The organism is Streptomyces sp. NPDC050388 (assembly GCF_040655635.1).
Classification (GTDB): domain Bacteria; phylum Actinomycetota; class Actinomycetes; order Streptomycetales; family Streptomycetaceae; genus Streptomyces.
Genome location: NZ_JBFAKH010000011.1, coordinates 122,661 through 144,783, shown reverse-complemented (window position 1 = coordinate 144,783; position 22,123 = coordinate 122,661). Strand labels below are relative to the sequence as shown.

General features: G+C 69.5%; 27 protein-coding genes. 22 read left to right on the top strand and 5 right to left on the bottom strand.

Features of this window, described 5'->3' with window-relative positions; all coding sequences use genetic code 11:
- Window positions 1-122 precede the first annotated feature (122 nt).
- Together AB0I73_RS09100 and AB0I73_RS09095 are read left to right on the top strand one after the other, a co-directional pair.
- A complete protein-coding gene (locus tag AB0I73_RS09100) occupies window positions 123-503 on the top strand; it encodes a hypothetical protein (protein ID WP_363035304.1) in 381 nt (126 codons plus the stop codon).
- Between the two features lie 140 nt (window positions 504-643).
- On the top strand, window positions 644-1,753 hold the full coding sequence (locus AB0I73_RS09095) for an amidohydrolase family protein (RefSeq protein ID WP_363035302.1): 1,110 nt from the start codon (window positions 644-646) through the stop codon (window positions 1,751-1,753).
- Window positions 1,754-1,825: 72 nt separating this feature from the next.
- On the opposite strand, the gene AB0I73_RS09090 is transcribed toward AB0I73_RS09095, so the two are convergent.
- The 3 genes from AB0I73_RS09090 to AB0I73_RS09080 all read right to left on the bottom strand — a co-directional run bounded on the left by AB0I73_RS09090 (window position 1,826) and on the right by AB0I73_RS09080 (window position 4,734).
- Window positions 1,826-2,842: a COX15/CtaA family protein gene (locus AB0I73_RS09090; RefSeq protein ID WP_363035300.1), complete on the bottom strand. Its 1,017-nt coding sequence runs from the start codon at window positions 2,840-2,842 to the stop codon at window positions 1,826-1,828.
- 70 nt (window positions 2,843-2,912) lie between these two features.
- Window positions 2,913-3,629, bottom strand: a complete 717-nt coding sequence (locus AB0I73_RS09085; protein WP_363035316.1) for an ABC transporter permease — start codon at window positions 3,627-3,629, stop codon at window positions 2,913-2,915.
- Between the two features lie 181 nt (window positions 3,630-3,810).
- Entirely contained in the window at window positions 3,811-4,734 is a 924-nt protein-coding gene (locus AB0I73_RS09080) for an ABC transporter ATP-binding protein (RefSeq protein WP_363035298.1), read from the bottom strand.
- Between the two features lie 217 nt (window positions 4,735-4,951).
- Between AB0I73_RS09080 and AB0I73_RS09075 the strand changes: the two genes are divergently transcribed.
- The 14 genes from AB0I73_RS09075 to AB0I73_RS09010 all read left to right on the top strand — a co-directional run bounded on the left by AB0I73_RS09075 (window position 4,952) and on the right by AB0I73_RS09010 (window position 16,707).
- Window positions 4,952-5,764 (top strand): ArsR family transcriptional regulator, encoded by an 813-nt coding sequence (locus tag AB0I73_RS09075; protein WP_363035296.1) that lies wholly within the window; start codon window positions 4,952-4,954, stop codon window positions 5,762-5,764.
- On the top strand, window positions 5,761-7,182 hold the full coding sequence (gene sufB / locus AB0I73_RS09070) for a Fe-S cluster assembly protein SufB (RefSeq protein ID WP_363035294.1): 1,422 nt from the start codon (window positions 5,761-5,763) through the stop codon (window positions 7,180-7,182). Before AB0I73_RS09075 ends, sufB begins: the two co-directional genes overlap by 4 nt.
- A 58-nt stretch (window positions 7,183-7,240) precedes the next feature.
- Entirely contained in the window at window positions 7,241-8,425 is a 1,185-nt protein-coding gene (sufD, locus tag AB0I73_RS09065; RefSeq protein WP_363035293.1) for a Fe-S cluster assembly protein SufD, read from the top strand.
- Complete coding sequence (locus AB0I73_RS09060; RefSeq protein WP_363035291.1) at window positions 8,422-8,751, top strand: non-heme iron oxygenase ferredoxin subunit; 330 nt, start codon at window positions 8,422-8,424, stop codon at window positions 8,749-8,751. Before sufD ends, AB0I73_RS09060 begins: the two co-directional genes overlap by 4 nt.
- 7 nt (window positions 8,752-8,758) lie before the next feature.
- A complete protein-coding gene (sufC, locus tag AB0I73_RS09055; protein WP_363035289.1) occupies window positions 8,759-9,523 on the top strand; it encodes a Fe-S cluster assembly ATPase SufC in 765 nt (254 codons plus the stop codon).
- Window positions 9,520-10,776 (top strand): cysteine desulfurase, encoded by a 1,257-nt coding sequence (locus AB0I73_RS09050; RefSeq protein ID WP_363035287.1) that lies wholly within the window; start codon window positions 9,520-9,522, stop codon window positions 10,774-10,776. Before sufC ends, AB0I73_RS09050 begins: the two co-directional genes overlap by 4 nt.
- A gap of 19 nt (window positions 10,777-10,795) precedes the next feature.
- On the top strand, window positions 10,796-11,260 hold the full coding sequence (gene sufU / locus AB0I73_RS09045; RefSeq protein WP_363035285.1) for a Fe-S cluster assembly sulfur transfer protein SufU: 465 nt from the start codon (window positions 10,796-10,798) through the stop codon (window positions 11,258-11,260).
- A complete protein-coding gene (locus tag AB0I73_RS09040) occupies window positions 11,257-11,589 on the top strand; it encodes a metal-sulfur cluster assembly factor (protein WP_109380001.1) in 333 nt (110 codons plus the stop codon). The genes sufU and AB0I73_RS09040 overlap by 4 nt, the downstream gene beginning before the upstream one ends.
- Window positions 11,590-11,723: 134 nt before the next feature.
- Window positions 11,724-12,044 carry a multidrug efflux SMR transporter gene (locus AB0I73_RS09035; protein ID WP_363035283.1) on the top strand — a complete coding sequence of 107 codons (321 nt, stop codon included), beginning with the start codon at window positions 11,724-11,726 and terminating at the stop codon, window positions 12,042-12,044.
- A complete protein-coding gene (locus AB0I73_RS09030; RefSeq protein ID WP_363035281.1) occupies window positions 12,044-12,586 on the top strand; it encodes a TetR family transcriptional regulator in 543 nt (180 codons plus the stop codon). The genes AB0I73_RS09035 and AB0I73_RS09030 overlap by 1 nt, the downstream gene beginning before the upstream one ends.
- A 53-nt stretch (window positions 12,587-12,639) precedes the next feature.
- Window positions 12,640-13,629, top strand: a complete 990-nt coding sequence (dapD, locus tag AB0I73_RS09025; protein ID WP_363035279.1) for a 2,3,4,5-tetrahydropyridine-2,6-dicarboxylate N-succinyltransferase — start codon at window positions 12,640-12,642, stop codon at window positions 13,627-13,629.
- A 727-nt stretch (window positions 13,630-14,356) separates the two neighbouring features.
- Window positions 14,357-15,097 (top strand): class I SAM-dependent methyltransferase, encoded by a 741-nt coding sequence (locus tag AB0I73_RS09020; protein WP_363035277.1) that lies wholly within the window; start codon window positions 14,357-14,359, stop codon window positions 15,095-15,097.
- A gap of 502 nt (window positions 15,098-15,599) precedes the next feature.
- Window positions 15,600-16,031 carry an SMI1/KNR4 family protein gene (locus AB0I73_RS09015; protein ID WP_363035275.1) on the top strand — a complete coding sequence of 144 codons (432 nt, stop codon included), beginning with the start codon at window positions 15,600-15,602 and terminating at the stop codon, window positions 16,029-16,031.
- A gap of 325 nt (window positions 16,032-16,356) precedes the next feature.
- On the top strand, window positions 16,357-16,707 hold the full coding sequence (locus AB0I73_RS09010) for a hypothetical protein (protein WP_363035273.1): 351 nt from the start codon (window positions 16,357-16,359) through the stop codon (window positions 16,705-16,707).
- Window positions 16,708-16,966: 259 nt separating this feature from the next.
- Here the strand turns inward: AB0I73_RS09010 and AB0I73_RS09005 are convergent, their stop codons facing one another.
- Window positions 16,967-17,722 (bottom strand): GntR family transcriptional regulator, encoded by a 756-nt coding sequence (locus AB0I73_RS09005; protein ID WP_363035271.1) that lies wholly within the window; start codon window positions 17,720-17,722, stop codon window positions 16,967-16,969.
- Between the two features lie 79 nt (window positions 17,723-17,801).
- On the opposite strand from AB0I73_RS09005, the gene AB0I73_RS09000 reads away from it, so the two are divergent.
- From AB0I73_RS09000 to AB0I73_RS08980, 5 genes are all read left to right on the top strand, one after another.
- On the top strand, window positions 17,802-18,080 hold the full coding sequence (locus tag AB0I73_RS09000) for a hypothetical protein (RefSeq protein ID WP_363035269.1): 279 nt from the start codon (window positions 17,802-17,804) through the stop codon (window positions 18,078-18,080).
- Between the two features lie 12 nt (window positions 18,081-18,092).
- On the top strand, window positions 18,093-18,389 hold the full coding sequence (locus AB0I73_RS08995) for a hypothetical protein (RefSeq protein ID WP_363035267.1): 297 nt from the start codon (window positions 18,093-18,095) through the stop codon (window positions 18,387-18,389).
- Window positions 18,390-18,588: 199 nt separating this feature from the next.
- Window positions 18,589-18,858 carry a hypothetical protein gene (locus AB0I73_RS08990; protein ID WP_363035265.1) on the top strand — a complete coding sequence of 90 codons (270 nt, stop codon included), beginning with the start codon at window positions 18,589-18,591 and terminating at the stop codon, window positions 18,856-18,858.
- Window positions 18,827-19,558 carry a GntR family transcriptional regulator gene (locus AB0I73_RS08985; protein WP_363035263.1) on the top strand — a complete coding sequence of 244 codons (732 nt, stop codon included), beginning with the start codon at window positions 18,827-18,829 and terminating at the stop codon, window positions 19,556-19,558. Before AB0I73_RS08990 ends, AB0I73_RS08985 begins: the two co-directional genes overlap by 32 nt.
- A complete protein-coding gene (locus tag AB0I73_RS08980) occupies window positions 19,555-19,845 on the top strand; it encodes a hypothetical protein (RefSeq protein ID WP_363035261.1) in 291 nt (96 codons plus the stop codon). Before AB0I73_RS08985 ends, AB0I73_RS08980 begins: the two co-directional genes overlap by 4 nt.
- A 516-nt stretch (window positions 19,846-20,361) precedes the next feature.
- Here the strand turns inward: AB0I73_RS08980 and AB0I73_RS08975 are convergent.
- Complete coding sequence (locus AB0I73_RS08975; protein ID WP_363035259.1) at window positions 20,362-20,691, bottom strand: hypothetical protein; 330 nt, start codon at window positions 20,689-20,691, stop codon at window positions 20,362-20,364.
- 781 nt (window positions 20,692-21,472) lie between these two features.
- Between AB0I73_RS08975 and AB0I73_RS08970 the strand changes: the two genes are divergently transcribed.
- On the top strand, window positions 21,473-21,922 hold the full coding sequence (locus AB0I73_RS08970; RefSeq protein ID WP_363035257.1) for a hypothetical protein: 450 nt from the start codon (window positions 21,473-21,475) through the stop codon (window positions 21,920-21,922).
- Window positions 21,923-22,123 lie beyond the last annotated feature (201 nt).

The following is a 22,123-nucleotide window of genomic DNA, read 5'->3' as shown; positions in this document are numbered from 1 at the left end:
GTCGACGGCGACGCAGAACCGGTAACGGTCCGGCTCGGGGTATGGATCTCCAACACCCGCGCGAGGCGCGACAAACTCACCGCCCCTCGCCGTTCGATCTACCCGTCGGTAGCATCCTGCTCATGGCAGACAAGCAGCAGGCGGACCCGGCGGCCGAGCAGAACAGCGGGCAGCGGGCCGAACAGAAGACCGAACGCAAGGCCGAGCGGAAGGTGGCCCGGCTCACCAAGCGGATCAACGGCTTCGCCACGGCCCACGGCGGCGCCGAGGGGCAGATCGCCTACCTGGGACAGCGCGGCGCCCGGATCGTGCTCGTGGGTGAGGACGGCAACTGGGGCGACCTGGTGGCCCACTCCTGCGCGATCGCCGAGAAGGCGGTTGAGAGGGCGGGGATCACCCTCCACGAGGACTTCGACGGCGAGTTCGCGGCCAAGGTCAGGACCGGCCCGTACGAGTGGACCCGGATGGCGGGCAGCCAGATCGGCGGCCCGGCCAACGGCTGACCCCGGGCCCGCCGGCCCGCCGATCGGCCCACCGGCCGTCCGCGGCGGGCACCGTGTCGGACGCGCCGCAACACCTCGACCCCGGTTCACCCGTTAGAGACCTGTGACAGCAGGCACAGCGTCTTTCGTGGGGAGCCCGGATGATCGACACGCCGTCCCTCGTGGACCAGTACTGCCACGGCGTCCTGCGCACCGAGCTGGGCCTCGGCACCTTCGAGGCCCAGCTGGTCCGCACCGAGGGCCCGCCCGCCCCGGGGACCACCCTGTTCGACACCCAGACCGGCTTCGCCGTACGCCGCTGGTGCCCGCCCCTGCTCGGCCTGGAGCCGCACTGCCCGCCCGCCCGCTATCTCGCCCGGCGCCGCGAACTGGGCGTGGCCGAGACGGCCCGACGGCTGCTGCGGGCCAGCGGCATCACCACCTACCTGGTCGACACCGGACTGCCCGGCGACCTCACCGGAACGGCCGAGCTGGCCGCGGCGGGCGCCGCCGAGGCCCACGAGATCGTGCGCCTGGAACAGCTGGCCCAGCAGGTCGCCGACACCTCCGGCACCGTGGAGTCCTTCCTCGCCAACCTCGCCGAGTCCGTGCACGGAGCCGCCGCGCACACCGTCGCCTTCGCCTCCGTCGCCGGCACCCGGCACGGGACGGCGCTCGCGCCCGAGCCGCCGGGGCCCGGAGAGGTGCGCGGCGCGGCCGCGCGGTGGCTGGCCGCACGCCGGGTCGGGGACGAGCCGAGCGACCCGGTGCTGCTGCGGCACCTGCTGTGGGTCGCCGTCGCCTCGGGCCGGCCCCTGCAACTGCACGCGGGGCTCGGCGCGCCCGGCAGCTCCCGGGCCCAGGGCACCGATCGGGGGTTCCTCGACGGGTTCGTCCGGGCCACCGCCGGGCTCGGCACCGACCTCGTCCTGCTGCACGGCTACCCGGACCACCGCCACGCCGCCCACCTGGCCGGCGTCCACCCGCACGTCTACGTCGACTCCGGCGCCGCCCTGGCCCGCACCGGAGCCCGCGCGGCGACCGTCCTCGAGGAGGTCCTGGAACTCGCCCCCTTCGGCAAGATCCTCTTCTCCAGCGGCGCCCGGGGACTGCCCGAACTGCACGTCGTGGGCGCCCGGCTGTTCCGGGAGGCGCTCGGCCGGGTGCTCGGCACCTGGGTGGCCGAGGGGGCCTGGTCCCCGGAGGACGCGCAGCGGGTGGCCGGGATGATCGCGTCGGGGAACGCGGGACGGGTGTACGGACTCGACTGACGGCTGCGGACCGGACAGACGGCCACGGGCCGGACCGAGGGCCGGGGGCCTTGCGGCCGCGGCCCCGCGGGCTCAGGCGGTCGTCAGCTTCGTCTCGGTCGCGGCGTCCGCCGGGCCCGGCAGATCGGCCACGCCCTCGGGCCGCTCCCGAAGGGACAGCAGCACCCGCACCACCCAGATCCACATGACGCAGGAGCCGAGCATGTGGGCGCCGACCAGGACCTCGGGCAGGTCCGTGAAGTACTGCACGTAACCGATCACACCCTGCGCGAGAATGATCAGGAACAGTTCGCGGGTGCGGTGCAGCGGGCGCTGGGGGGCGTCGACCGCCTTGAGCACGAACCACAGGGCGAACGTCAGCGTCGCCACGATCCACGCCAGCACGGCGTGCACCTTGCTGACCATCGCCGAGTCCAGCGGCATCCGCGCGACCTCGCTGGAGTCACCCGCGTGCGGTCCCGAGCCGGTCACCACCGTGCCGACCGCGATGACCAGGACGGACGCCACCACCAGGAACCACACCAGCTGCCGCACGGCTGCGCCGACCAGCGGCCGGGGCTCCCCGTCGCCCTCGCGGACGCGCTGCCACATCACCGTGGCCACCGCGATCAGCGCCGAGGAGAGCAGGAAGTGCGCCGCGACCGTGTACGGGTTGAGGCCGACGAGGACCACGATGCCGCCGAGGACCGCGTTGCCCATCACGATCCAGAACTGCGCCCAGCCCAGCCGGGTCAGGCTGCGCCGGTACGGCTTCTGGGAGCGCGCGGCGATGATCGCCCAGCCGACGGCGGCGCACAGCACGTACGTCAGCAGGCGGTTGCCGAACTCGATGACCCCGTGCAGACCCATCTCCCGGGTGGAGACGAGCGAGTCGTCGGTGCACTTGGGCCAGGTGGGGCAGCCCAGCCCGGAGCCGGTCAGCCGCACGGCTCCACCGGTGACCACGATGACCACCGCCATGACGAGCGCGGCGAGGGCCGCCCGCCGGACCGTCCGGGGGTCCGGGGTCCAGCGTGCGGCGATGAAGGCGAGCGGGTTGCGCAGGATCGCCTGGGCGTCGGCGCGGGTCACGTTTGGCACGCTTCCCATCGTAGGGCGCCGCTTGTGCACGCTTTCACGAGGGTCCCGGTCGGCAGGCCGTCAGTACCGGGGAGCCCTCTCACTCCCAGCGGAAGAAGCGACCGGCCGCCGCGAGCCCCGCCACCGCCCACACGGCGAGGATCCCCAGGTCGCCCCAGGGCAGTCCCGCCCCGTGCTGGAGCACGTCCCGCAGGCCCTCCGACAGGGCCGCGATGGGCAGCAGGCCGAGGACGTTCTGCGCGGACTCCGGGAAGGTGTCCAGCGGCACGACGACCCCGCCGCCGACGAGCAGCAGCAGGAACACCAGGTTGGCGGCGGCGAGCGTCGCCTCGGCCTTCAGGGTGCCCGCCATCAGCAGGCCGAGCCCCGAGAAGGCGGCCGTGCCCAGCACCAGCAGCAGGAGCACGGCGAGCGGATTGCCCTGCGGCGACCAGCCCAGCGCGAACGCGATCACCGTGAGCAGGACGATCTGGAGCACCTCGGTGACCAGCACCGACAGCGTCTTCGCGGTCATCAGCGCCCACCGCGGCAGCGGTGAGGACGCCAGCCGCTTGAGTACCCCGTACCGGCGCTCGAAGCCGGTGGCGATGGCCTGCCCGGTGAACGCCGTCGACATCACCGCCAGGGCGAGGACCCCGGGAGCGAGGAAGTCCACGGCCTCGCCCTCGCCGGTGTCCACGATGTCCACGGTGCTGAACAGCACCAGCAGCAGTGTGGGGATGACCACGGTGAGCAGCAGCTGCTCGCCGTTGCGCAGCAGCATCTTCGTCTCGAGCAGGGCCTGAGCCGCGATCATGCGGGGGAGCGGCGCCGCGCCCGGCCGCGGCGCGTGGGCGCCGGTCCCCGTGGCCGCCGGAGTCACCTGATCGGCCTGATTCACCGGATTCACGAACGCAGCTCCTTGCCCGTCAGCTCCAGGCTGTGCCGTCCCGGGGGTCGACCCCCGGACCCCCGGCCGGTCCTGGTGTATGCCCGATTCACGAACGCAGCTCCTTGCCCGTCAGCTCCAGGAAGACGTCCTCGAGGGTGTGCCGTTCGACCGAGATCCGGTCCGGCAGCACGCCGTGCTGTGCGCACCAGGACGTGACCGTGGCGAGCAGCTGCGGGTCCACATCGCCGACGACCCGGTACGAGCCCGGGGTCGTTTCGGCGGCCTGGGAACCGGGCGGCAGGGCCTTGAGCAGGGAGGCCACGTCCAGCCCCGGCCGGCCCGAGAAGCGCAGGGTGTTCTCGGCGCCGCCCCGGCACAGCTCCTCGGGGCTGCCCTGGACCACCACCCGTCCGGCGTCGATGATCGCGACGTCGTCGGCGAGCTGTTCGGCCTCGTCCATGTGGTGCGTGGTGAGGATGACGGAGACCCCGTCGGTGCGCAGATCCCGTACGAGGTCCCAGGTGGCGCGGCGGGCCTGCGGGTCGAGCCCGGCGGTCGGCTCGTCCAGGAACACCAGCTCCGGGCGCCCGACCACGGCCATCGCCAGCGCGAGCCGCTGCTGCTGGCCGCCGGAGAGGCGCCGGTACGTCGTACGGCCGCAGGAGCCGAGCCCGAGGCGTTCGATCAGCGCGTCCACGTCCAGGGGGTGGGCGTGCAGTTTCGCCATGTGGCGGAGCATCTCGTCGGCCCGGGCGCCCGAGTAGACGCCGCCGGACTGGAGCATCACGCCGACCCGGGGCCTGAGCGCGGCCGACTGCCGGACCGGGTCCAGGCCCAGGACGCGCACCGTGCCGGAGTCCGGCCGCCGGTATCCCTCGCAGGTCTCGACCGTGGTCGTCTTGCCCGCCCCGTTGGGTCCGAGCACGGCCGTCACGCCCTGCCGTGCCACCAGGTCGAGGCCGTCCACCGCGGTCTTCGTGCCGTACCGCTTCACCAGGGCCTGCACCTGGACCACGGGCTCACTTCGCATGGGTCACGATTCTAGGGACGCGCCGGGGTCCCCGGACGCCGGGGGCGGGTGCGGGCATGCCGGGGAGGGTTCCGGAAGCGGCGCCGGGAGCCGCTGCTCCGATCGGTCGAAGATCGTTTCCGCAGGTCGGATTAGGTTCACCTAAGTGATGCAGTGCACCCGTGGCGTGATCGGGCGCGGCTTGCCCGGTCCTGATGAATTACGCAACAATGGCGTTGTGAAAAAGGTTGGCGAGGCTCCCCAGGAGGAACTTGCGACCGGTGAGCGGTCCACCCGCAACCGGGTCGCTCGGTCCGTGCTGGACCACGGCCCGTCGACCGTCTCCGAACTCGCCGAACGGCTCGGGCTGACCCAGGCGGCCGTCCGCCGCCACCTCGACGCCCTGGCCACCGACGGCATCGTGGAGGCGCGCGAACGACGGGTCTACGGGGCACGCACCCGCGGGCGCCCGGCCAAGGTCTTCGCCCTCACGGACTGCGGGCGGGACGCCTTCGACCAGTCGTACGACAAGCTGGCCGTGGACGCCCTGCACTGGATCGGCGAGCAGGGGGGCGGCGACGAGGCGATCGCGGCGTTCGCCCGCGCCCGGATCGCCGCCCAGGCGGGCGCCTACCGCGAGGCGGTCGAGGCCGCGGACCCCGAGGAGCGGACCCGGGCGCTGGCCAAGGCGCTCAGCGCGGACGGGTACGCTGCCACGGCGCGCAGCGCCCCCGACCCGCAGCAGGGCGAGCAGCTGTGCCAGCACCACTGCCCGGTCGCCCACGCGGCCGAGCGGTTCCCGCAGCTGTGCGAGGCGGAGACGGAATTTTTCGCCGAGCTGCTCGGTACTCATGTGCAGCGGCTGGCCACCATCGCGCACGGTGACGGTGTCTGCACCACCTTCATCCCGAAGGGTGCGCAGGCGGCGACGCCCGCGCCACGGTCCGCCAGGACCGCACGCACCCCAGAGACTTCGAAGACTTCTGCGAAGAAGACTTCGCCGCACACCCACAACGCATCTGCAAGCACGGCCGGGAGGAACCCCGCATGACTCTCCCCACGGAGACTGCCCACCCCGAACTCGAGGGCCTGGGTAAGTACGAATTCGGCTGGGCCGACTCCGACGAGGCAGGCGCCGCGGCCAAGCGCGGTCTGAACGAGGACGTCGTCCGCGACATCTCCGCGAAGAAGAACGAGCCGGAGTGGATGCTGAAGCTGCGGCTGAAGGGTCTGCGGCTGTTCGACAAGAAGCCCATGCCGAACTGGGGCTCGGACCTGTCGGGCATCGACTTCGACAACATCAAGTACTTCGTGCGCTCCACCGAGCAGCAGGCGGCCTCCTGGGAGGACCTGCCCGAGGACATCAAGAACACCTACGACCGGCTCGGCATCCCCGAGGCGGAGAAGCAGCGCCTGGTCGCCGGTGTCGCCGCGCAGTACGAGTCCGAGGTCGTCTACCACCAGATCCGCGAGGACCTGGAGGAGCAGGGCGTCATCTTCCTCGACACCGACACCGCGCTGAAGGAGCACCCGGAGCTCTTCCAGGAGTACTTCGGCACCGTCATCCCGGTCGGCGACAACAAGTTCGCGTCGCTGAACTCGGCCGTGTGGTCCGGCGGGTCGTTCATCTACGTCCCCAAGGGCGTCCACGTGGACATCCCGCTGCAGGCCTACTTCCGCATCAACACGGAGAACATGGGCCAGTTCGAGCGGACGCTGATCATCGTCGACGAGGACGCCTACGTCCACTACGTCGAGGGCTGCACCGCCCCGATCTACACCTCGGACTCGCTGCACAGCGCCGTCGTCGAGATCATCGTCAAGAAGGGCGGCCGCTGCCGCTACACGACGATCCAGAACTGGTCGAACAACGTCTACAACCTGGTCACCAAGCGCGCCGTGGCCTACGAGGGCGCGACCATGGAGTGGGTCGACGGCAACATCGGCTCCAAGGTGACGATGAAGTACCCGGCGGTCTACCTGATGGGCGAGCACGCCAAGGGCGAGACCCTGTCCATCGCCTTCGCCGGCGAGGGCCAGCACCAGGACGCCGGCGCCAAGATGGTCCACATGGCCCCGAACACCTCGTCGAACATCGTCTCCAAGTCGGTGGCGCGCGGTGGCGGCCGTACCTCCTACCGCGGTCTGATCGAGATCGGCGAGGGCGCTCCCGGCGCCAAGTCCAACGTGCTGTGCGACGCGCTGCTCGTGGACACGATCTCCCGCTCCGACACCTACCCCTACGTCGACGTCCGCGAGGACGACGTGTCCATGGGCCACGAGGCGACCGTCTCCAAGGTCTCCGAGGACCAGCTCTTCTACCTGATGAGCCGCGGTCTGTCCGAGTTCGAGGCGATGGCGATGATCGTGCGCGGCTTCGTCGAGCCGATCGCCAAGGAACTCCCCATGGAGTACGCGCTCGAGCTCAACCGGCTGATCGAGCTGCAGATGGAAGGCGCGGTCGGCTAACACCCCACGCCGTTCCGTCAAGCCCCTTACGCAAAGGAAAGCGAGCACTACGACAGCCATGGCTGAGGCTCAGAACATCCCCGTGGGTTCCACCACCGCGGGCTCGATCGCGGTCGCCGCCGAGTCGACCGTCGCCACCCGCATGAGCGCGCCCCCGTCCTTCGACGTGGCGGACTTCCCCGTCCCCCACGGCCGTGAGGAGGAGTGGCGGTTCACCCCGCTGGAGCGGCTGCGCGGTCTGCACGACGGCACCGCCGCCGCCACCGGCGAAGGCGTCAAGGTCGCCGTCGACGCGCCCGAGGGCGTCCGCGTCGAGACCGTCGGCCGCGACGACGCGCGGCTCGGCCGGGCGGGCAAGCCGGTCGACCGCGTCGCCGCCCAGGCGTACTCCGCCTTCGAGCAGGCCTCGGTCGTGACCGTGCCGAAGGAGGCCGTCCTCACCGAGCCGATCCGCATCGCGGTGCACGGCGAGGGCGGCGCCGCCTACGGGCACCAGGTGATCGAGCTCGGCGCCTTCGCCGAGGCGGTCGTCGTCATCGACCACACCGGTGACGCGGTGCTCGCCGCGAACGTCGAGTACGTCCTCGGCGACGGCGCCAAGCTCACCGTCGTCTCCATCCAGGACTGGGACGAGAAGGCCGTGCACGTCGCCCAGCACAACGCCCTCGTCGGCCGCGACGCCTCCTTCAAGTCGGTCGTCGTCACCTTCGGCGGCGACCTGGTCCGGCTGCACCCCCGGGTGGCCTACGCGGGCACCGGCGGTGAGGCCGAGCTGTTCGGCCTGTACTTCACCGACGCCGGCCAGCACCAGGAGCACCGCCTCCTGGTCGACCACAACGTTCCGCACTGCAAGTCGAACGTCGCCTACAAGGGCGCGCTCCAGGGCGACGACGCGCACGCCGTGTGGATCGGTGACGTGCTCATCGAGGCCAAGGCCGAGGGCACCGACACCTACGAGATGAACCGCAACCTGGTGCTGACCGACGGCGCCCGCGTCGACTCCGTGCCCAACCTGGAGATCGAGACCGGTGAGATCGTCGGCGCCGGCCACGCCTCCGCGACCGGCCGCTTCGACGACGAGCAGCTCTTCTACCTGATGGCCCGCGGCATCCACGAGAAGGACGCCCGCCGCCTGGTGGTCCGCGGCTTCTTCGCCGAACTCGTCCAGCAGATCGGCGTCCCGGACATCGAGGAGCGCCTGATCGCCAAGATCGAGGAGGAGCTGGAGGCGGCGGTCGCATGACCTTCCAACGCGCCTGCGGGCTGAGCGAGCTGGAGGAGGACACCCCGAAAAGGGTGGAACTCGACGGCACGCCGGTCTCCATCGTGCACACCGAGGGCGAGGTGTTCGCGATCAACGACATCTGCTCGCACGCCAACGTCTCCCTCTCGGAGGGCGAGGTCGACGACTGCCACATCGAGTGCTGGCTGCACGGCTCGCGCTTCGACCTCCGCTCGGGCAAGCCCGACAGTCTTCCGGCCACGCGCCCCGTCCCCGTATACCCCGTAAAGATCGAAGGGGGCAACGTCCTTGTTGACGTACGCGCCTCCCTCACCCAGGAGTCCTGAGGCACCCATGGCAACGCTTGAAATCCGAGACCTGCACGTCACCGTCGAGGCCGACAACGCCACGAAGGAGATCCTCAAGGGCGTCGACCTCACCGTGAAGCAGGGCGAGACGCACGCCATCATGGGCCCCAACGGCTCCGGCAAGTCGACCCTCGCCTACGCCCTGGCCGGTCACCCCAAGTACACCGTCTCCGGCGGCAGCGTCACCCTCGACGGCGAGGACGTCCTGGAGATGTCCGTCGACGAGCGCGCCCGCGCCGGACTGTTCCTCGCCATGCAGTACCCGGTCGAGGTCCCCGGCGTCTCCGTCTCCAACTTCCTGCGCACCTCCGCCACCGCCATCCGCGGTGAGGCGCCCAAGCTGCGCCACTGGGTGAAGGAGGTCAAGGAGACCATGGAGCGCCTCCACATGGACCCCGCCTTCGCCGAGCGCAACGTCAACGAGGGCTTCTCCGGCGGTGAGAAGAAGCGCCACGAGATCCTCCAGCTGGAGCTGCTCAAGCCCAAGGTCGCGATCCTCGACGAGACCGACTCCGGCCTGGACGTCGACGCGCTGCGCATCGTCTCCGAGGGCGTCAACCGGGTCCGCGAGTCCGGCGAGGTCGGCACCCTGCTGATCACGCACTACACGCGCATCCTGCGCTACATCAAGCCCGACTACGTCCACGTGTTCGCCGACGGCCGGATCGCCGAGTCCGGCGGCGCCGAGCTCGCGGACAAGCTGGAGAACGAGGGCTACGAGGCTTACGTGAAGGGTGGCGCATCCGAGTGACACAGCTGCCGGGCCTCCTCGACACCGAGGCGATCCGCAAGGACTTCCCGATCCTGGACCGCCAGCTCCACGACGGGCGGAAACTGGTCTACCTGGACAACGCGGCGACCAGCCAGAAACCCCGTCAGGTACTGGACGCGCTCAGCGAGTACTACGAGCGCCACAACGCCAACGTCCATCGTGGCGTGCACGTCCTCGCCGAGGAGGCCACGGCGCTGTACGAGGGCGCGCGCGACAAGGTCGCCGCGTTCATCAACGCGCCCAGCCGCGACGAGGTGATCTTCACCAAGAACGCCTCCGAGTCGCTCAACCTCGTGGCGAACATGCTCGGCTGGGCCGACGAGCCCTACCGGGTGGACCACGAGACCGAGATCGTCATCACGGAGATGGAGCACCACTCCAACATCGTGCCGTGGCAGTTGCTCGCGCAGCGCACCGGCGCCAAGCTGAAGTGGTTCGGCCTCACCGACGACGGCCGGCTCGACCTGTCGAACATCGACGAGATCATCACCGAGAAGACGAAGATCGTCTCCTTCGTGCTGGTGTCCAACATCCTGGGCACGGTCAACCCGGTCGAGGCGATCGTGCGCCGCGCCCAGGAGGTCGGCGCCCTGGTGTGCATCGATGCCTCCCAGGCCGCGCCGCACATGCCGCTGGACGTCCAGGCCCTTCAGGCCGACTTCGTGGCCTTCACCGGCCACAAGATGTGCGCTCCGACCGGCATCGGCGTCCTGTGGGGCCGCCAGGAGCTGCTCGAGGACCTGCCGCCGTTCCTCGGCGGCGGCGAGATGATCGAGACCGTGTCGATGAGCTCCTCGACGTACGCCCCGGCCCCGCACAAGTTCGAGGCGGGCACCCCGCCGGTCGCGCAGGCGGTCGGCATGGGCGCGGCGATCGACTACCTGAGCGCCATCGGCATGGACAAGATCCTCGCCCATGAGCACGCCATCACCGAGTACGCCGTCAAGCGCCTGTCCGAGGTCCCGGACCTGCGCATCATCGGCCCCGCCACGGCCGAGGAACGCGGCGCCGCGATCTCCTTCGTGCTGGGGGACATCCACCCGCACGACGTGGGCCAGGTCCTCGACGAGCAGGGCATCGCGGTCCGGGTCGGCCACCACTGCGCGCGGCCGGTCTGCCTCCGGTACGGAATTCCCGCAACCACGCGAGCGTCGTTCTATCTGTACTCCACGCCGGCCGAGATCGACGCTCTGGTCGACGGACTGGAGCACGTACGGAACTTCTTCGGCTGAGGGGCTGGCGAGCGATCGCATGAAGCTGGATTCGATGTACCAGGAAGTCATCCTGGACCACTACAAGAACCCGCACGGGCGGGGCTTGCGGGATGGCGACGCCGAGGTGCACCACGTCAACCCGACGTGCGGCGACGAGATCACGCTGCGCGTGAAGTACGACGGCACGACGATCAGAGACGTCTCCTACGAGGGGCAGGGCTGCTCCATCAGCCAGGCCTCCGCCTCCGTGCTGAACGAGCTGCTGGTCGGAGAAGAGCTCGCCAGGGCGCAGAGGATCCAGGAGACCTTCCTGGAACTGATGCAGTCCAAGGGGAAGATCGAACCCGACGACGCGATGGAGGAGATCCTGGAGGACGCGGTCGCGTTCGCCGGGGTCTCCAAGTACCCGGCCCGGGTCAAGTGCGCCCTCCTCAGCTGGATGGCGTGGAAGGACGCGACGGCCCAGGCGCTGGGCACCGACGCCGAAAGGACAACGGCATGAGCGAGACCGTGGAGATGAAACCGGCCTCCGAGGAGGAGGTCCGCGAGGCCCTGATGGACGTCGTCGACCCCGAGCTGGGCATCGACGTCGTCAATCTCGGCCTGATCTACGGCGTCCACGTCGACGACGGCAACGTGGCGACCGTCGACATGACCCTCACGTCCGCGGCCTGCCCGCTGACGGACGTCATCGAGGACCAGGCCAAGTCCGCGACGGACGGACTGGTCAACGAGCTGCGCATCAACTGGGTCTGGATGCCCCCGTGGGGCCCCGACAAGATCACGGACGACGGCCGTGAGCAGCTGAGGGCGCTCGGCTTCAACGTCTGAGACGACACACGGCCGGCCGGCCGGCTGCACGCACGTCGGAGGAACGGCGGGTGATCCCCCTGTGGGGATCACCCGCCGTTCCTCTTTTTCTTTCTCCGTGCTCGTGCGGCCGTCCGTTGTGTACGCTCGTACACATGGGATACCTGCTGCTCGCCGGAGCGATCGTCGCGGAGGTGGGCGCCACCACCGCAATGAAGTACAGCGACGGCTTCAGCAGACTCTGGCCCTCGCTGCTGACGTTGCTCGGGTACGTGATCTCCTTCACCCTGCTCGCGCAGACGCTGCGGACCCTGTCCATCGGCACCGCGTACGCCATCTGGGCCGGGGTGGGCACCGCCGCCATCGCCGCGATCGGCATCCTGTTCATGGGGGAGGGGCTCACCGCGGTCAAGGCCCTCGGCATCGCGCTGATCATCGTGGGCGTGGTCGTGCTCAACCTCGGCGGCGCGCACTGATGGCCCGGCGGTACGACCCCGAGCGGCGCCGGCGGATCATCGACGCGGCGATCCGGGTGGTCGGCAGGAGCGGCATCGCGGGGCTCAGCCACCGCAGCGTCGCCGCCGAGGCCGACGTGCCGCTCGGCTCCACGACGTACCACTTCAAGACCCTCGACGAGCTGATGGTCGCCGCGCTGCGCCAGGCGAACGAGGGCTTCGCCAAGGCCATAGCCTCACGCGGCGGCCTGGAGGACACGCGCACCGACCTGGCGACCGAACTCGCCGGGCTGCTCGGCGAATGGCTCGCCGGCGAGCGCACCGGCGTCGAGCTGGAGTACGAGCTGTATCTGGCCGCCCTGCGCCGGCCCGCGCTGCGCCCCGTGGCGGCCGAGTGGTGCGAGGACGTCACCATGCTGCTGTCCCGCCGCACGGACCCGGTCACGGCCCGCGCCCTGGTCGCCCTGATGGACGGCATCTGCCTCCAGGTACTGCTGACCGGCGCGCCGTACGACGAGGCGTACGCGCGGGAGATGCTGGACCGGGTCATTTCCGGTACCTGAGACGGCACGACGCCGGTTCGCATCGCCGGGCCCTCCCTGGTTAGGTTGCCCTCATGACCGACACGACTGCTCAGAGCACCACCGGCGCGGTGGCCGCCGGCCTCGCCACCCTCGCCGCCGACGGCACCGTCCTCGACACCTGGTTCCCCGCCCCCGAACTCTCCGACGCGCCCGGCCCGTCCGGCACCGAGCGGCTGTCCGCCGAGCGCGCCGCCGAACTGCTCGGCGGCGGCGCGACCGCGGCGCTCGGGCCGGACGCCCGCCGGGGCGTCGAGGTGGTCGCGGTCCGCACGGTCATCTCCTCGCTCGACGCGAAGCCGGTCGACGCCCACGACGCCTACCTGCGCCTCCACTTGCTCTCGCACCGCCTGGTGAAGCCGCACGGCCAGAACCTGGAGGGCATCTTCGGCTTCCTCGCCAACGTCGCCTGGACCTCGCTCGGCCCGGTCGCCGTCGACGACGTCGAGAAGGTGCGGCTGAACGCCCGCGCCGAGGGTCTGCACCTGGCCGTGACGTCCGTCGACAAGTTCCCCCGGATGACGGACTACGTCACCCCCAAGGGCGTCCGCATCGCCGACGCCGACCGGGTCCGCCTGGGCGCCCACCTCGCCGAGGGCACCACGGTCATGCACGAGGGCTTCGTCAACTTCAACGCGGGCACCCTCGGCACCTCGATGATCGAGGGCCGCATCTCCGCGGGCGTCGTCATCGGCGACGGCTCGGACATCGGCGGCGGTGCCTCCACCATGGGCACGCTGTCCGGCGGCGGCAACGTGATCATCTCCATCGGAGAGCGCTGCCTGATCGGCGCCGAGGCGGGCGTGGGCATCCCGCTCGGCGACGAGTGCGTGGTCGAGGCCGGTCTGTACGTCACCGCGGGCACCCGCGTGACCATGCCCGACGGCGAGGTCGTCAAGGCCCGCGCGCTGTCCGGTGCCTCCAACATCCTCTTCCGCCGCAACTCGCTCACCGGCACGGTCGAGGCCCGCCCGAACAACGCGGTCTGGGGCGGCCTCAACGACGTCCTGCACAACCACAACTGACCACCGGCGGCCGTGACCTGCGGCCGCCTAATCGATCAACGCTCCGACCTGATGCTGAGCTGTCGGCAGTTGTCGACGTTGGTCATCGTTGAGCGCCCTTCCACGGCCCGAGGACGGCCCGGGAGGGCGCTCGTGCGTGAGCACCGCATTAGGAGTTCGATCCGCGTCCGCTCTGGCTGCTGCTGCCGAATGGTGCGATGGACGGACAGAGACGCTGGTGTACGCCCGTGTCCGGCGTCGTTGATGTCATTCGTGGATGTCAGGAGCCCTCTGATTCGCTCGGTGTTGCAGGAGGGTGGGCTGGGTATACCACCGCTGTCGCGGGGAACGGGTCGGGTCCGAACTCACCGCGTCGCACCAAGCCCAGGTACGCCGGTATAGGTGATCCCGAAGCGCTACGAAGCCGGATTCGGACAGGCGAGCCGTAGGTAGCGGGACAACTTCTCCCCGAGGAGCTGTCCATGTCTACCTGGCTCTGGGTTGTTCCCGTGGCTGGGATCCTCGTCCGCTCTGTCCTGGTGACGTTCATCGCCGTGGTTGCCGTCCTCTCGCCTGACGAGAAGCGTGCTCAGCGAGCCGAACGAACCCTGCGCGTTCTCTTGCGGCGGCGCCGCATCTAGGGCTCGTCCGGCGGATCACGGGCCGAGCCAGGGCCGGACCGAGGCGAGGGCCGGCCAGTGCCCTAATCGTGTTGACCGCCCCCGGCAGGCAGTGCTGGAGTCGGCACGTGGACAGCATCCCCGCCAACCGGCGGCTCTGGAACCAGATCAGCAGCGCCTACCAGCACGAGCACGACCCTCAAATCGGCGCCGCACCCCGGCTGTGGGGCATGTACTCCATCCCCGACGTGCACCTGCACGCCTTGGGCGACGTCACCGGCAAGCGCGTCCTCGAACTCGGCTGCGGCGCCGGCCAGTGGTCCAGGGCGCTCGCCGCCGAGGGCGCCACCGTGGTCGGGCTCGACCTGTCCGAAGCCCAACTCGCCGCAGCAGCCCGCGCGATGGGAGCGGCCCACTACCCGCTGGTGCAAGGCGCCGCCGAACAACTCCCCTTCGCCGCCGACAGCTTCGACCTGGTGTTCTGCGACTTCGGTGGGCTCAGCTGGGCGCCCCCGCACCTGGCCGTCCCGCAGGCCGCACGCGTCTTGGGCCGAGGCGGGCGCCTGGTGTTCAACGTCGCCAGCCCATGGTTCGAAGCTTGCTACGACGAAGCCGCCAGCCGTGTGACCACGACGCTGCAGCAGGACTACTTCGGGCTGAACACCATCGCCGAAGACGACGGCGCGACCAGCTATCAGCTCACCTACGGCGACTGGGTCAAGGTCCTGCGCGGCGCGGGTCTCATCATCGACGACCTCATCGAGCCGCGGCCCGAACTCGGAACGCCCAACGGCTACAACGAAACCGACCCACCCGACTGGGCACACCGCTGGCCGGCGGAACTGCTCTGGGTAACCCACAAACCGTAAGTTCCGCCGCGCCGAGACGTGAAGGCATCCCCTCGCCGGACAGGCCCTGGCAAGGTGCTCGCTCTCAAGTCACAGCATCGTGTAGCCCGGTGCTTAGAAGATGCGGGCAAGCCTTGGTGAGTTCGTCCGATCGGCCTATGCCGGCACCGTGCCGGACCGCTGAACGCCGCTGCCGTCCGCCGTCGTTGCCGTCAGCGCTGCCGTCACTGCCGTCGGCTGCAGCACCGTGTGCTAGGGGCTCGATCGGGATTTGTTGCTCGCCTCGCCGCTTGTCGTCGTGGCGGCCGGGCAGGGGCGCTCACGGCGCCCCTGCCCGGCGTCGCTGATGTCGGCGACCTTCTGATCCGTAGCTCTATGTGGATCGGTCGGTGGCGGTCATACCGGTTGCGCTGAGGTTCTGTAAGTGCGTTGCCGACCGAGGGCGGTTGCTGTGGTTGCTGTACTTCACTGCTGTACAGCTCCTGTTGTCGGGGCGGTCGGCCCTTCGGCCTAGGCTGCGCCTATGTGGAAAGAAGCTGCTGCCGAAGCCTTGCCCGAGGTCGAGTTCCGCGCACCCGTTGACGCGACTGCTCTAGCCGAGGCGGAGCGGCGCCTTGGCCGAGGCTTGCCGGCGCAGCTGACTGCTCTGCTGATGGAGACCAACGGGATGGTCGGCGAGTACGGGACTGACGTCGTATGGTCCCTGGATCGGATTGTGGAGCAGAACCTGCTGTTCTGGTCCCCCGATACGTTCCCCGGCCTGTACATGCCCTTCGATCCGCTGCTGTTCTTCGGCGACAACGGCGGGGGCGACCAGTTCGCCTTCGTGCTGGCGCCTGAGCGTCCGGACATCTTCGTCTGGGACCACGAAAATGACAGTCGGCTGTGGGCTGCGCGCGAGCTGGAGGACTACCTGCACCATTCCCTCGCAGGCGATGGCGACTGGTACCGGTAGCCACCCTCTATGTCCCTAGTTTGGAAGACGCCGTATGCGGATGGACGCTGACCTGGCGACTCCCTGACCTGGTCCGGAGCGAGGTTGGCGCCGCCGTTCCCCGTGAGTCCCCGCTACGTCCCCTCCGAACGGGCACGCAGCGGGCACGATGAACCTCTCGATGCGAACTACGGGCCCGACGGTCGCTGAGGCCTGCTGGGTACGTCAGCCGGTCGCCTGGGGCTGGTGGCGGTCAGTGGTGGACGCGGTGGTTGCGGTACTCCGCTGCTGTACAGGTCGCCGGCATGGCCCGGCGCTCCACATTGCGTCGCCTACTCTCTGGACCATGGGTGACTCGGAGGCCTTTCGCGCAGCGGTCAGCGCGCGTGCGGCGGCCATGCTGGACAGCGACACTTCGCCGTACGACCCGGCGTTGGAGATCTTGGGTCTTGCCAGTGGCGGGGGGCCGGTGGATAACGGCGACGAAGCGCTCTACTCGCTCGCACTCATCTGGGGCGAGCTGACCGACTGGGTCGAGCTTCGGCCCGCGGAAACGGACCAAGCCGAGACGCATATGGTCACTGCCGCCCGTGAGTGGCTGACCGTCGAGGGCGACCGGGAGGCAGAGGCCCAGTACCTCGACCGTTGGCTTCACGACATCCTTGGGTACGAGCGTCCGGTTCCCCCGCAGACTTAACACGATCTTGAAAACCGTTGTGGCAGCGATGTCACCGTGGGTTCAAATCCCACCGCCTCCGCTCTGCGAGCAGTGCAAACGGCCCCTGACCTGGGAAGTCGGTCGGGGGCCGTGCGCCTGCCCGGACACTGTGGCTGCCCGGTGTTCCCCGTGGTTTCCCGCTCGATCGGGCACGGAAGGGGCACGGAGAGGGCACGCGCGGACGACCGCATGCGGGCATGGGCAACGGGCGCCGGAGTCGGCCGACTACCGCTACCGGCTACCGACTGATCGGAATCTCGTAGACGATCTCGCAGAGCGCGGCGGGCACCACGATGTCCGCGGTCTCCACGGGCCGCCCCTGGTCGCTGTAGTAGGTCCGCCGGATGTGCGTGACCAGTGCGCCCTTCTGGATGCCCAGGAGCGACGCCTCCTCGGCGGTCGCCTGCCGCGGCTCCGGCTGCTCCACAACATGGCTGACGGCGATGCCGATCGCGGCCATGCGGTTCACGACGCCCGCCCCGGCATGCGGCCCTCCCTCGGGGAGGACGACGAGGGTGCCGGCGGTGAGGTCGTACGGCTCCCAGCTCGTCGACAGCTGCACCGGCCTGCCGCCGGCCAGGAACTCGTACGCGGTGCGGACGCACAGCTCCCCCTCGGCGATACCGAGACGCGTAGCGATCTCCGCCGGTGCCGGGACCTTGGTGTCGGTCCGGCTCTCCCGGTCCCCCTGTCTCCCCACGGCCTTCATGTCCGCGCGGAACGGGGAGCCGTCGGGCTGCTCGCGCGCCGACGAGCGGACCACCCGGACGCGTTGCCGGGGCTCGGCGACGTAGGTGCCGGAACCGGCGCGGCCCTCCAGCACACCTTGGGAGATCAGCAGCTCCTGTGCGCGGCGGACCACGTTGTCGCCCACGCCGCACTCCTGGGCGATCTGGGCGCGGGAGGGGAGCCGGTCTCCGGGTGTCCACTCGTGCTCCGCGATCCGCCGCCGGAGTTCGTCGGCGATGCGGAGATAGGGCGGCTGCTCAGGCATATGGAAAATCTAGTCCACTAGCTCTAGTCTAGTTAACTAGCTTCACTCAAAGTGATCACCGGTGACCGGAGGATGCCCTGTGCCCGCTTCAGAGGTGAGCGCGGAGGCCATCGCCGCCCGGTTATCGGCCGCCGGGCTCGCCATCCGGGTGGAGGAGCGCGACGACTGCACGGCCATCGAGGCGGAGATGCCGGAACCCCTCTCCGCCGAGACATGGCGAGAGGTCCTGGAAGCGGTGGCGCAGGCCGACCGATTCGGCCTCCTCGCCACCAGCTCGAACGACCGCACCCTCTGGGCGGTCGTACGCAAAACGGTCCCCGCGACGGGCGATGCCGGGGGACCGGACCACCAGCGATAGGAGCTGAACAGCGTGTTCAAGCGTATCCGCCGTACCGTCTCGCGCATCAGCGCGCGACGTCTCCACAAGGGCCGGCACCGCCGCCCCGCACAGCCCGCCCGGCCGTTGGCCGCAGCGCCCGTGCTCGCCCCTGGCGCACCGCCGCTCCTGAGCCACGGTCGACGCCACACCGGCGTTCTCATCGGCGAGGAGACCGCGCTCGTCCGCCCGTACGTGCCGGCCAGTGAGGCGCGTGCGCGGCACCGCTCGACGGCCGCGCCCTGCCCGCCCTTCGCCGGCCCCTGGTTCGTCCCGGCGGGTGATTGCTGATGCCGCCTCGCCAACAGCCCCACAGCCCACGGGCGGGAGCCGACTCCTACCGGTCGAGCTCCTGCCGGATCGGTACGCACCACGCCTGCGCGGAGTCGTCCCCGGCCACCGCACCGGTTGACGTACCGGTGATCTACGAGTCCTGCGACTGCTCGTGCCACACGATCGCCCATCGCGAAGTACCGACGGAGGCGGCGCGGTGAGGGGAGGAACACCCAGCGGCGCGGTGCTCTCCCCCGTCGAGATCACCTCGGCCAGGGTGCAGCGCGGGGACGTCATCCAGGTCGGAGGCCGGCAGTGCCGGGTGACCGACATCTTCCAACTGCCCGGCGGAGCCAAACGGCTCGTGTTCGACTCGGGCGAGCTGCTGACCATGCACACGGGGACCCGGCTCATCGCCCTGCGGCTTGTGAGAGTGCGAGGCGGTGATCCCTCCCATGCCCTCGCGTCGCGACGCCATCGCCGATGACCTCCGAGACCGGATCGCCACCGGCCGGCTCAAGCCCGGCGAGCGCCTCCCTTCCGAGTCCCACCTCGCCGCGCAGTACAGGGTCAGCACACCGACGCTGCGAAGCGCTCTCGCCGTGCTCCAAGTGGAAGGCCTCGTCGAGAAGGCCCACGGCAAGGGGAACTTCGTTCGTCGTCCCCTCCGCAGAATCACGTACGTCGGAGGGGGCCGAACCCCCGGCGGACAGACCTTCGCTGACACCGCTCTGAGCGTCACCGTCCACGCCACCCGGATTCGGGCCCACGGGCAGCTGGCGACCCTGCTGAAGGTGCCGGCCAGTAGCCTTCTGACCGAGTTCCTCTGCCTCAGCCACGAGGGCGAGAGACCGCACAGCCTGGCCCGCGTCTACGTCCCCGGCGACCTGGCGCCGGCCGCCGCGCTCCGCGAGCCGCTCCCGTACCAGGAGGTGACAACGCGACTGACGCAGCTCCGCTCACCGCCGGCCGAAGTGCGGGAGAGGGTCAGCGTCCGACTCCCGACCCCGGAGGAGGCCTCTACCCTTCGGATCAGCGCTGCCCTGGCGGTCCTCGCCATCACACGCCAGGCGGCCGACACCGCCGGCCGCGTGGTCGAGGCCGCGCTCCTGGTGCTGCCGGGGGACCGCGCCGACGCGGTGTTCACCACGCACTACGTGATCGACGAGAAGGGGACGGAGGGGTGACGATGTCACACGAGCTGCGGCTCCTCCCATGGACGGGGCCCGACGGCAAGCCCTGCTTCCTCAGCACCGATGACAGCGACGGCTACCTGTCCCGCCTGGCCGACAACCTCGAATCGGTACAACTCGGCATGGCGACCACGCTTCTGGACCAGGCGTTGGACATGCTCGCCGACACCGATAAGCAGCCGGACGACCTGCGACTCCTGGCGAAAGACCTGACCGGAGCCCTGAGGGACACCCTCCGCGTAGCAACCAGCCGCGGCCACCGCCTGGCAACGCATGAATAGTCGGCTACTGACCAGCAAGGCTGAGGAAGCCCACGGCTCTGACCAGGTCGGATGCCGTGGGCTTCTGCCGTTATTGATCGGCGTCGGCTGGCCTCGGACGTCCCAGGGATGGCCCAGACAACACCATCATGAGCGTCGGCTTGTGGTGCTACGCAGTGCCTCGAATCTATGCAGGTGAGGTCGTCCCTTGCCATTGCGGAGGCCAACCGCGACCGGCAGATTTACAGCGGGCTCCCCTCAACCCCTCTCACCTGCGACTTCTCCATCACTGGAGGCCGCTGGGGCACACCTGGGGGGAAGCCCCCGAGAACACCGCTTTAGGAGTTCGATCGCTTTGTCGTGCGGCCGTCTGAGATGGGAGCCTGTGGTCGTCTGCGGCTCCAGCTCTGGCCGCTTGGGTCCGCCATCGTTCAACGTCGTTGATGTCAGCTGGTGATGTCAGTGCGACTGTCTCTGCGCTGATGGGCAGTGAGGGTGCTGCTGACGTGTGCCACGTGGTTGCCTGGTCCGCCTTGTCTACTCGGCAGCTTGGTCGTTTTGCCGGTTGAGCGCTCGCCATGTCTGTGTGGCCGACAGCGTGACAGCACCGACCCAGCTCGGATCTTCAGGGTCGTCCCACGTCGCCGGGTCCTGCAGGACCTCCGGGATCTCCGCGCGGGGGATCGGCGGGCCGTACATCACCCCTGCCTGTCCATTCGGTGCGGTCCAGGGTTCCAGGCGGTGTACCTGTACCCAGCCGCGGTCAACGAGGCCGAGCACGACGCACGGAAGATCGACGGGGTGGCCGTCGTCGTTGCTGTTCGTCGCGTAGGCGAGGATGCCCCACGCCTCACTCGCACAGATCATCAGATCATGCTCGACCGAAGTGAGTACCGTCCACGGGGAATCAAACACGTGAGGAGCATGTCATGCGCACGGGAGAGATTGCGGTTGGTAAGAAACACCCCATCTCGCCGCACCCCCACCCCTGGGCGGAAACCCATCCGGTTGGAGGGCGCTGACCTGCGGTTTCGTCGCTGGCGGCTGCGGCTCGACTGTCACTGTCGGTCGCCGTTGGTCGGCCTCAGGCGCCCTTGCACGGCCCAGAGACGGCCCAGGGAACTGGACTGGACCTTTTCGTCCCGGACCTCTCGACCGGATGGTCATTACGGTCCAGGTCGCCGGTCGTGCGGTCATCGGGGGCCACTGGGGGCCACGGTCGGTTGCGGTGGGGCTGTACTTCGCTGCTGCACCTCAGCTGGGCTCCGTAGGACACACGCCATGCAATCAGTACGACACCGCAGCCGCTTGCCAGCGGTGGCAAGCCGCGTCGGCGGGGTTCACGATGGAGAAAGCGACTGATTGAAAGCCAAAAAAGATTACAGGCTGGACTGGTCACCTTCACGTGTAATCGCCCCTTCTCCTGCATCGACTCCTCGCGCTGAGTGCTTGCGCGCATGCACACGGTAACTGGGATGGCTGGGGGCCGGCTGCTACCAGACCAGTTCGTGGCCACGGCAGTTGCCGGGCCGTGAGGGGAAAGCGCGGAACCCGCGGGCCTGTGCAAACGGCATTCCCGCCTCCCTGCCGGACTGTGTCCGGGGACGGTGGAGGCGGAGCGTGAGCGACGGCCAGAAGGAAGAGCGTGATGCCTACTACCGACACCGAGTTGCTCAAGACCGACGACGAGGGGCTTGAGGAGCTGTTTCGCAAGAGTCCGGCCGGTGAGATCCCCAAAGGCCCGATGGAGGGGACGGCGATCTTCCCGGGGGCCGGTCCCTCGGGGGCGCGGCTGCTCGCCAGCCTGGTGCATCTGATCTGGTGGCGAGGCAAGGTTTTCAGCCCGGACGGCTACCTCAGTAACCGGCTCACACCGCTGGACATCCTGTCCATCGTTGCCACGGTCGGGCCTGGCCCGAGCCGCCTGGACGACCAGGAGTGCATCGTCATCGACTACTCCACCACGTCTCTGGCGTTCGGGGGCGTACGGGATGAGATTCGTCAGGTTGGTCCGCACCTGTACTTGGGCCTGATCTGGCTGGCCGGCCGCAAGATCGGGTGGTTCACGCTGCGCGAACCGAGCGACGGCAACGGATAGCCGCTGTCGCGCCGGGACGGTGACGTCGTCATCACGGCCGTCATGGGCGCCGGCCATCGGCAGTGCCACTCCCTGGGACCACTCGGCAAGGCCCGCCGACGCGTCGGGCTCCTGCCCGCGGGCGGAGGTTGTGCGGCGTGCCGACATGACGAAAGGCCCCGACCTTGTTTCCCCTCACTATTCGCCCCCGCCGATCAACAC

Excerpts from the sequence above, each read along its gene's own strand:
- AB0I73_RS09100 (WP_363035304.1), top strand. The coding sequence starts at position 123 with ATGGCAGACAAGCAGCAGGCGGACCCGGCGGCCGAGCAGAACAGCGGG.
- AB0I73_RS09095 (WP_363035302.1), top strand. The coding sequence starts at position 644 with ATGATCGACACGCCGTCCCTCGTGGACCAGTACTGCCACGGCGTCCTG.
- AB0I73_RS09090 (WP_363035300.1), bottom strand. The coding sequence starts at position 2,842 with ATGGGAAGCGTGCCAAACGTGACCCGCGCCGACGCCCAGGCGATCCTG.
- AB0I73_RS09085 (WP_363035316.1), bottom strand. The coding sequence starts at position 3,629 with ATGATCGCGGCTCAGGCCCTGCTCGAGACGAAGATGCTGCTGCGCAAC.
- AB0I73_RS09080 (WP_363035298.1), bottom strand. The coding sequence starts at position 4,734 with ATGCGAAGTGAGCCCGTGGTCCAGGTGCAGGCCCTGGTGAAGCGGTAC.
- sufB (WP_363035294.1), top strand. The coding sequence starts at position 5,761 with ATGACTCTCCCCACGGAGACTGCCCACCCCGAACTCGAGGGCCTGGGT.
- sufD (WP_363035293.1), top strand. The coding sequence starts at position 7,241 with ATGGCTGAGGCTCAGAACATCCCCGTGGGTTCCACCACCGCGGGCTCG.
- AB0I73_RS09060 (WP_363035291.1), top strand. The coding sequence starts at position 8,422 with ATGACCTTCCAACGCGCCTGCGGGCTGAGCGAGCTGGAGGAGGACACC.
- sufC (WP_363035289.1), top strand. The coding sequence starts at position 8,759 with ATGGCAACGCTTGAAATCCGAGACCTGCACGTCACCGTCGAGGCCGAC.
- sufU (WP_363035285.1), top strand. The coding sequence starts at position 10,796 with ATGAAGCTGGATTCGATGTACCAGGAAGTCATCCTGGACCACTACAAG.
- AB0I73_RS09040 (WP_109380001.1), top strand. The coding sequence starts at position 11,257 with ATGAGCGAGACCGTGGAGATGAAACCGGCCTCCGAGGAGGAGGTCCGC.
- AB0I73_RS09035 (WP_363035283.1), top strand. The coding sequence starts at position 11,724 with ATGGGATACCTGCTGCTCGCCGGAGCGATCGTCGCGGAGGTGGGCGCC.
- AB0I73_RS09030 (WP_363035281.1), top strand. The coding sequence starts at position 12,044 with ATGGCCCGGCGGTACGACCCCGAGCGGCGCCGGCGGATCATCGACGCG.
- dapD (WP_363035279.1), top strand. The coding sequence starts at position 12,640 with ATGACCGACACGACTGCTCAGAGCACCACCGGCGCGGTGGCCGCCGGC.
- AB0I73_RS09015 (WP_363035275.1), top strand. The coding sequence starts at position 15,600 with ATGTGGAAAGAAGCTGCTGCCGAAGCCTTGCCCGAGGTCGAGTTCCGC.
- AB0I73_RS09010 (WP_363035273.1), top strand. The coding sequence starts at position 16,357 with ATGGGTGACTCGGAGGCCTTTCGCGCAGCGGTCAGCGCGCGTGCGGCG.
- AB0I73_RS09005 (WP_363035271.1), bottom strand. The coding sequence starts at position 17,722 with ATGCCTGAGCAGCCGCCCTATCTCCGCATCGCCGACGAACTCCGGCGG.
- AB0I73_RS08985 (WP_363035263.1), top strand. The coding sequence starts at position 18,827 with ATGCCCTCGCGTCGCGACGCCATCGCCGATGACCTCCGAGACCGGATC.
- AB0I73_RS08975 (WP_363035259.1), bottom strand. The coding sequence starts at position 20,691 with ATGATCTGTGCGAGTGAGGCGTGGGGCATCCTCGCCTACGCGACGAAC.
- AB0I73_RS08970 (WP_363035257.1), top strand. The coding sequence starts at position 21,473 with ATGCCTACTACCGACACCGAGTTGCTCAAGACCGACGACGAGGGGCTT.